This is a genomic window from Bradyrhizobium sp. Kon37 (assembly GCF_055807535.1).
The window spans coordinates 1-280 of record NZ_JBVVOY010000251.1; the positions used below are offsets into that span (position 1 = coordinate 1).

At 49.6% G+C, this 280-nt stretch carries 1 protein-coding gene; it reads left to right on the plus strand.

The window, feature by feature from the left end; translation table 11 throughout:
• Positions 1-75 precede the first annotated feature (75 nt).
• Positions 76-280 (plus strand): antitermination protein Q (locus tag AC0L3J_RS38030; protein ID WP_473350552.1); only part of this gene is annotated, 205 nt, incomplete at its 3' end.

Genomic DNA, 280 nt, shown 5'->3' on the forward strand with positions numbered 1-280 from the left:
GAACTATGTCAGCATTGCCATGGTAAGGGCGAAGCCAGCACAGCGTGCAGAGGGTGTAAGGGTAAAGGGATTGTTCTGGATGAAAAAAGAACCCGGTTTCATGGCGTACCGGTATATAAGATTTGTGGGCGTTGTAATGGAAACCGGTTTAGTCGTTTACCGACCACGCTGGCACGACGTCATGTCCAGAAGCTGGTACCAGACCTGACCGATTATCAGTGGTATAAGGGGTATGCGGACGTCATTGGTAAACTGGTAACAAAGTGCTGGCAGGAAGAAG